Origin of the sequence: Mesorhizobium delmotii (genome assembly GCF_900149755.1) — a bacterium.
Classification (GTDB): Bacteria; Pseudomonadota; Alphaproteobacteria; order Rhizobiales; family Rhizobiaceae; genus Mesorhizobium; species Mesorhizobium delmotii.
Window position 1 is genome coordinate 166,140 of sequence record NZ_FUIG01000103.1, and the last position, 6,629, is coordinate 172,768.

At 61.2% G+C, this 6,629-nt stretch carries 8 protein-coding genes, 1 other RNA gene and 1 pseudogene; 5 read left to right on the forward strand and 5 right to left on the reverse strand.

What is annotated here, in order from left to right:
• Position 1 precedes the first annotated feature (1 nt).
• From modA to BQ8482_RS36500, 3 genes are all read right to left on the reverse strand, one after another.
• Complete coding sequence (gene modA, locus BQ8482_RS36490; RefSeq protein ID WP_165848852.1) at positions 2-799, reverse strand: molybdate ABC transporter substrate-binding protein; 798 nt, start codon at positions 797-799, stop codon at positions 2-4.
• Between the two features lie 299 nt (positions 800-1,098).
• On the reverse strand, positions 1,099-1,893 hold the full coding sequence (locus BQ8482_RS36495; RefSeq protein WP_123151923.1) for a thymidylate synthase: 795 nt from the start codon (positions 1,891-1,893) through the stop codon (positions 1,099-1,101).
• Between the two features lie 171 nt (positions 1,894-2,064).
• Positions 2,065-2,376: a DUF2853 family protein gene (locus BQ8482_RS36500; protein ID WP_123151924.1), complete on the reverse strand. Its 312-nt coding sequence runs from the start codon at positions 2,374-2,376 to the stop codon at positions 2,065-2,067.
• A gap of 169 nt (positions 2,377-2,545) precedes the next feature.
• Between BQ8482_RS36500 and ssrA the strand changes: the two genes are divergently transcribed.
• Positions 2,546-2,903, forward strand: a transfer-messenger RNA (tmRNA) gene (gene ssrA / locus BQ8482_RS36505).
• A 147-nt stretch (positions 2,904-3,050) separates the two neighbouring features.
• On the opposite strand, the gene BQ8482_RS36510 is transcribed toward ssrA, so the two are convergent.
• Positions 3,051-4,256, reverse strand: a complete 1,206-nt coding sequence (locus BQ8482_RS36510; RefSeq protein WP_123151925.1) for a multidrug effflux MFS transporter — start codon at positions 4,254-4,256, stop codon at positions 3,051-3,053.
• 160 nt (positions 4,257-4,416) lie between these two features.
• Here BQ8482_RS36510 and BQ8482_RS36515 point away from each other — a divergent pair, with 160 nt between their 5' ends.
• The 4 genes from BQ8482_RS36515 to BQ8482_RS36530 all read left to right on the forward strand — a co-directional run bounded on the left by BQ8482_RS36515 (position 4,417) and on the right by BQ8482_RS36530 (position 6,270).
• Entirely contained in the window at positions 4,417-5,106 is a 690-nt protein-coding gene (locus BQ8482_RS36515) for a TetR/AcrR family transcriptional regulator (RefSeq protein WP_123151926.1), read from the forward strand.
• Between the two features lie 118 nt (positions 5,107-5,224).
• Positions 5,225-5,758: an SspB family protein gene (locus BQ8482_RS36520; protein WP_123151927.1), complete on the forward strand. Its 534-nt coding sequence runs from the start codon at positions 5,225-5,227 to the stop codon at positions 5,756-5,758.
• An 18-nt stretch (positions 5,759-5,776) separates the two neighbouring features.
• The gene (locus tag BQ8482_RS36525) at positions 5,777-6,022 is read left to right on the forward strand and encodes a DUF4169 family protein (RefSeq protein ID WP_123151928.1); all 246 of its coding nucleotides are present in this window, start codon (positions 5,777-5,779) and stop codon (positions 6,020-6,022) included.
• A gap of 20 nt (positions 6,023-6,042) precedes the next feature.
• The gene (locus BQ8482_RS36530; protein ID WP_023798778.1) at positions 6,043-6,270 is read left to right on the forward strand and encodes a ribbon-helix-helix domain-containing protein; all 228 of its coding nucleotides are present in this window, start codon (positions 6,043-6,045) and stop codon (positions 6,268-6,270) included.
• A gap of 6 nt (positions 6,271-6,276) precedes the next feature.
• Here BQ8482_RS36530 and BQ8482_RS39950 read toward each other — a convergent pair.
• A pseudogene (locus tag BQ8482_RS39950) lies at positions 6,277-6,629 on the reverse strand (hypothetical protein); the annotation flags it as partial.

Genomic DNA, 6,629 nt, shown 5'->3' on the forward strand with positions numbered 1-6,629 from the left:
CTCAGTTGCTCGGCGTAAGGACCGTAAAACCTTGCGCCTTGAAGACCTCGCCTGCCTTGGCGGATTGCAGGCATTCCAGGAATGCCAGCGCATCCTTGTCCTTGGAATCCGCCATCTCGGCAACCGGATAGACGATCGACGGGTGCGAATCCTCCGGGAAGGTGCCGATCACTTTGACGCCGGGCTCGGCGGACGCGTCGGTGGCGTAGACGATGCCGAGTGCTGCCTCGCCTGTCGAGACCAGCTTGAGCGCTGCGCGCACGTTCTCGGCCTGTGCCACCTTGCCTTCGATCGAGGACCAGACGCCGAGCGATTCAAGTGCGGCCCTGCCATATTTGCCGGCCGGCACCGCTTTGAAATCGCCCATGGCAAGCCTGCCGTCGCCGATCAGCCCAGCAAGATCAAAACCCTTTTCGATCCTGGTTTCGACCGACGAATCCTTCGGCGCCACCAGCACGATTTGGTTGCCGAGCAACTTCACTTCGGTATCCGGCTTGGTCAGCTTCTTGTCGGACAGATATTTCATCCAGTCGAGGTCGGCTGAGATGAAGACATCGGCTGGCGCGCCGCCCTCGATCTGCTTGGCCAATGCAGAGCTTGCCGCATAGGAAATGATCGCCGCCTCGCCGACATCGGCCTCGCAGGCGGTGTTCACGGCATCCAGTGCGTTCTTCATGCTTGCCGCGGCGAAGACGATCAGTCTGTCATCCGCATGGGCAATCGGCATGGCGGCGATCAACATCGCTGCGAGACCGCCAATGGCGGGTGCCTTCAATCCGAAACCCTTGCGCAGCAGCATGAACTCTCCTGGGGCTTGAAAAAATCCGATCGGCGCGAGCCAGCCAATCGATATATCCATCTGAATATAACAAGGGAACGGCTTTTGCCAGACTCAGCCCGAACAATGGCCCAGCCAATGGCCCCGCTAATGGCATTGCGTGTTGCCGCCACCGCTCACGATAAATAGCAGTGCATACAGCGCAAACGTTGCAGGCCGACGTGGATCAAAGCATCGGATACGGTACTCGCGGCGGACGACCCAGAACCGCCACCGAGCAATTTCGAGACAGGGTACAGTAGAAGCCCGATGTTTGCGGCTCACACCGCGATGGGCGCCTTGATCGTCGCATCGGCGAGGTAGTTTTCCAGCCGGAAATCTTCAAAGCTGAAGGCAAAGAGGTCCTTCACCTCCGGATTGATCCATAGCGTCGGCAGCGCCTTGGGCGTGCGCCGCAGCTGTTCGCGCGCTTGTTCGAAATGGTTCGCGTAAAGATGCGCATCGCCCAGCGTATGGACGAAGTCGCCGGGTTTCAGCCCCGTCACCTGCGCCACCATCAGGGTGAGCAGCGCATAGGAAGCGATGTTGAACGGCACGCCGAGAAAGATATCGGCGGAACGCTGGTAAAGCTGGCAGGAAAGCCTGCCCTCCGAGACATAGAACTGGAACAGGCAGTGACAGGGTGGCAGCGCCATGTCTTCCACTTCGGCCGGGTTCCATGCCGAAACGATCAGCCGTCGGGAATTAGGATTCTTGCGTATCTCCTTCAAGAGGTTGGCAATCTGGTCGATGGCGCCGCCATGGCCGTCCGGCCAGGAGCGCCATTGCTTGCCGTAGACCGGACCGAGGTCGCCATTCTCGTCGGCCCATTCGTCCCAGATCGAGACGCCGTGGTCGTTGAGATATCTAATGTTAGTGTCGCCGGCCAGGAACCACAGAAGTTCATGCACGATCGACTTCAGGTGAAGCTTCTTGGTGGTGGTGACCGGAAAGCCGCGCGCAAGGTCGAAGCGCATCTGATAACCGAACACCGAGCGCGTTCCGGTGCCGGTGCGGTCGCCGCGATCGGTGCCGTTTTCCAGCACGTGCTTCAAGAGGTCGAGATACTGGCGCATCGGCTTCTGCTCGATTCGGGGCTCGATTCGGGTTACCGGCCATCATAACCGACTGGCTGCCGGCCGAACATGTCAAAGTGCAGAATGTTCCCACAGGCGCCTACATTGTGGGCCGGCGTGGAAATCGCGCCAGCATTCCGCCGATGCAGGATGCCTGATGCAGGACGGTTGTCAGAGGCTGGCGAGCTTACCCAGATCCTTGGCGACCAGGTAATAGAACGTCACGCGGCTCTTGGTGTTGTCGGCCTCCATCGCCTTACAGGTCTTTTCGATGGCGGCGTCCGCCTTGCTGCCGTCGGCGATGCCGAGCTTTTTGGCGACCCAGTTCGTTTTGACGCGATCGAGTTCCTTGGGGTCCGTGCAGGATACCAGCGAGGAATCCCGATTCCTCAGCGCAATGCCCAAATGTTTCACGATCTTGGCGACCGCGTCGGCATCTGCCGCGGCGTCGTATTTCTTCACGTCTGCGAGATAGTCGGCCATCAAAATTCCCCTCGTCGGCGCCACGGGATCGGGTCGATGAGGGTCGTGGCGCGCTGCCGCAAAATGTACGCTAAGTCGGTAACTCCTCACCGCCGCAAGCTTCGGTTGAGACCGTTGACAAGTCAAGCCTTCGCGAGGCTGTTTGACACAACGACAAGGCATCAATTGAGGCCTTTCATTTTCCACGATCGGTCCCTATATCTGTTTCGTCGGCTCGACCGACTATGGCGATAAACAGGCGATGAAATAAGCCGTTCGGACCCGGGGGCGGTACCCGGCGCCTCCACCAAAAACCGCTTTATCGAAGAGCGGCTTTTGCTGGGGGCGAAATAGGATCGACGAAGGTGTAAAGATCGTACTTTTGCCCGGCATTGTACCACCGTTATCGGGCTAAACTTATAGTTGCCAACGACAACTATGCGGAAGCACGTCTCGCCGCGTAAGCGGTGCGATAGCTTCATTTCAAGCCCTAGTGGTTCGCACTTCTAGGCGGGGTTCGGAGGTACCTGGCAACAGAAACCTCCACTTCTTCCCTTCGATACGATTACGGCAGCATGCTCGCTGGCCGCGCTCTTGCGCTATTTCCTTCGCGACGCTGTCTTGCTGTCCTGGGAACTGCGACATGAAAAAGGCCGGGACTGACCCGGCCTTTTCATGCTCTCGCTGGAAAGCATCTACTCTGCCGGCGCTTCGACAACCTCCCGCCCACGGCCGAGCGTCACCTTGGCCAGCATGAAGGAGATCACCGCGCAAAGCGTGATGCCGGCCACCATCGGCAGCGGCGTGCCGTCGAAGAACACGCCGGCGATGCCCATGGCCACCGCACCGATGGCGAAGTGCAGCGTGCCCATCAGCGCCGAGGCCGTGCCGGCGATCGCGCCATGCTCCTCCATCGCCAGCACCGACGTCGTCGGGATCACCAGGCCGAGGAACCCGTAGCCGACGAACAGCAGCACCGCCATCACATCGAGCCGGTCGACGCCGGACGCCATCACCGCGAACAGCACCACCATCGTCGTCGCATAGCCGACCACCGCGACCCGCACCACCGGCCTCAGCCCAAACCGTTCGGACAGCAGCCCCGTCAACTGCGACATGCCGATGAAGGCGACCGCGTTGATCGAGAAGAACATGCTGTAGACCGACGGCGACAGCCCGTAGTGATCTATCAGGATGAAGGAGGAACTCGAGAGATAGACGAAGAAGCTCGCCAGCCCGAAGCCGCCGATGGCCGCCAGGCCAAGGAAGTTGCGGTCGCCCATCAGGAAGCGGTAGGCCGAGAGCGCGGTGCCGAACGAACTGCCTGCACGCGTCTCGACCGGCCGCGTCTCCTTGAGCGAGGTCGCCAGCAGGATGGTGGCAAGCACCGCCCCACCCGTTACCGTCCAGAACACGGCACGCCAGCCGAAATTCTCGATGATGACGCTACCGGTCAGCGGCGCCAGGATCGGCGACACCGAAAACACCAGCATCAACAGCGACATCAGCTTGGCAGCCTCGGTGCCGGTGTGCAGGTCACGCACGATGGCGCGCGGCACCGCCATGCCTGCGCTGGCGCCGAGCCCTTGCAGGAAACGGAAGGCGATCAGCCATTCGACCGAGGGTGCCAGCGCCGAGCCGATGCCGCCGACCATGAACAGTGCGAGGCCGCCATAGAGCGGCAGCTTGCGCCCGACCATGTCGGAGATCGGTCCGACGACGATCTGGCCAAAACCCATGGACAGAAAGAAGATCAGCAAACTCATCTGCACGGCAGCGGTGCTGGCCTGCAGATCCGCGCCGATCGAAGGCAGCGCCGGAAGATACATGTCGATGGCGAACGGACCGATGGCGGACAACAGGCCGAGCACGACTGCGATGCGGAGGAATTGGGGACTCATGATAGCGGGTTTCTTTCAAATCTGGTTTGCCGACCGGCGCATAATCCTAGGACGTACCATCCCGTGAAATTCCGACTTCCTGCAGAGGAAATTCCTTTAAGCTAAGTCCATAAAATTAGACACTCTTGTCTAATTCGTCAATCACTTCTATATAGTTTTCATGAAGCACGACGTTTCTCCTGACACCATCCCGCCACGCGGCCATGAGGCCAAGCGCGCCTCCATCATGGACGCTGCCGGCGAGGTGTTCTGCCGCGAAAGCTTCGCCGGCGCCAATATCGATATGATTGCCGCCGAGGCCGGCGTTTCGCGCCAGACGATCTACAACCACCATGGCGACAAGGAGAAACTCTTCGTCGCCATCGTCCGCGACCTTACCGAGCGCTGCAATGCCGGCATCTTCGCCACCATTTCCACCTTTCCGGACCAGCCGAAGGATCTCGAGGCCGATCTGATCGCTTTTGCTGTGCGTATGAACCGCAACTGTATCTGCAACCGCGATGGAAAATTCCTGCGCAAGCTGATCCAGACCGAGGGCGAGCGCTATCCCGAGCTCTTTGCCGAATGGCGCGAACAGGGACCGGGCAGGACATGGCCGGCTATCGCCGCCCGTTTCGCCCGCCTCGCCCATGCCGGTTTCCTCGACATCGAGGATCCCGACGTCGCAGCCCGCCAGTTCCTGGCCCTTGCCAATGCCGAATTGCAGACGACCTTCATGCTTGGCGGCACGCCGACCGATGATGAGGTGCTGCAATCGGCGACACATGGCGTGCGCACCTTCCTGCGCGCCTTCGGCAAGCGGCAGCCGGCGGCCGACGCGCAAAAGCACAGCGCGCTCGCTGGCGCCTGAGCGATCAAATCTGAGGCATGCCCTCTCGCATCTGCGCTGCCGGCGTCTATATCCGGTTTACGCCGCGCTCAAGCTTGATTACAGCTATGCGGACGATTCAACGGAACCCGACAGCCACATGGCCGACGACCACATTCGCTACGACATTCTGGCCCAGGAGGCATTGCGCGGCGTCATGCGCAAGGTCCTGGCCGAGGTCGCGCGCACTGGGCTTCCCGGCAACCATCATTTCTTCATCACTTTCCTGACCGGCGCCCCGGGCGTGCGCGTATCTTCCCGCTTGCGCGAGCGCTATCCCGAACAGATGACCATCGTCATCCAGTTCCAGTATTGGGACCTGAAGGTGACCGACACCGGCTTCGAGGTCGGGCTGTCTTTCTCCGACGTGCCGGAAAAGCTGGAAATCCCGTTCTCGGCCGTGCGCGGCTTTTACGACCCGTCCGTCAATTTCGAGCTCGAATTCGACGTGAAGACGGAGACCTCGGCAGAAGAGGAGTTGGCCGGCCAGCCCGCTTCCGAACCGCTGGCCGCCGTCGCCGAGAAAAAGCCGGAAAAGAAGAAGACCGCTGAGGCCGAAAAGAAGCCTGCCGCGGCCGACGCCGCCGCCAAGGGCGCCGAAGTGGTGTCGCTCGACGCCTTCCGCAAGAAGTGATCCGACGGGCCGCGCGATATGGCCGACATCGTCAATCTCCGCCAGGCCCGCAAACAGAAGGCACGAGCCGAGAAGGGGCGCCTGGCCGAACAGAACCGGACGCTGCACGGCCGTTCCAAGGCCGACCGTGAGCGTGACAGTCTGATCGCCGACAAGGCAGAAAAGTTTGTCGCCGGCCATCGCCGCGAAGCCTCTGGCGATCCGGATTCCCCGAGCATCGGACCGAAAAGTGCGCCGCGGTTTTCGGATAAATCCGATGCTTGAAGTGAAATGAGTCACGTCCGGTGAGCCCGGTCGAGAAACGCTCGGTGACCATTCGCGGCCATCGCACCAGCTATTCGCTCGAAAAGCCGTTTTTCGACGATCTCGTCGCCATCGCGGCCGCGCGCAAACTGACGCTCGCCGCCCTCGTCGCCGAAATCGACGAGGCCCGGCCGCGCGATGCCAACCTGTCCTCGGCGCTCAGGCTCTACGTCCTGGATTGGGCGAAGCGAGGGATGAAACCGGTCTAGGTGGAGCTATCCGCCGCCCAGCGACTTCAGCAGATTGTCGATCGACGAAGGTTCAAGCGTGGGTTTTGGCGCGGATCCTGCTGGCGGCTGGTTGTCATTGGCCGGCGGCTGACGCGCGCGCTCGATTTTCTGCGCCTGCTCAGCCGCCGCCCTGCGCCGGGCGTCGAGCTTTGCCTGTTGTTCCGCAGCGATCCGCCTCGCCTCTTCCGCTTTCCGGCGTTGCTGTTCCTCGGCTTTCGCCGCCTCGTCCGCCGCTTTTTGCGCCGCCTTGGCTCTCGCTTCGGCATCCGCTCTGGCCCTTGCCTCCGCCTCGGCCTTGGCTTTGGCCTCCGCTTCAGCCCTCGCCCTTGCCTCCGCCT